Below are 478 nucleotides of genomic sequence, written 5' to 3' on the forward strand. Positions count from 1 at the left end.
TCCGGCTTCGGACATTGCCACGGCCGGCACCTACAACGTGACCGTGACCAACGCGGCGCCCGGCGGCGGCACCTCCGCTACGGCCACGTTCACCGTGAACCCGGCCCCAGTGGTCTGCAACGCGCCTACCAATTTGGTGGCCAGCGCCATCACCAGCAACTCGGCCACGGTAACCTTCACCGGCAGCGGTTCGGCCACGAGTGGTTATACGGTTACGACAACCCTGGCAACCACCACGCAAACCCTTCCGGCTTCGGCTACTTCCGTGGATCTGACGGGCCTGACGCCCAATACGAGCTACACCGTCACCATCACGAGCAACTGCGCGGGTGGTCAGACGGCCACCGCCACTACAACTTTCACCACCACGGCGGCTCCCAACCCGGCCCCGGTCATCAGCAGCCTCAGCCCCAGCTCGGCCACGGCCGGCGACCCGGCCTTCACCCTCACGGTGAACGGCACGGGGTTCATCGCAGGC

Annotated in this window: 1 protein-coding gene; it reads left to right on the forward strand. The window is 66.5% G+C overall.

All coding sequences use genetic code 11. The features are described 5' to 3' along the window. The coding region (locus BEN48_RS17190) for a fibronectin type III domain-containing protein (RefSeq protein ID WP_141764595.1) at positions 1–478 on the forward strand (478 nt) is incomplete at both ends.

Source organism: Hymenobacter glacialis (genome assembly GCF_001816165.1).
Lineage (GTDB): Bacteria > Bacteroidota > Bacteroidia > Cytophagales > Hymenobacteraceae > Hymenobacter > Hymenobacter glacialis.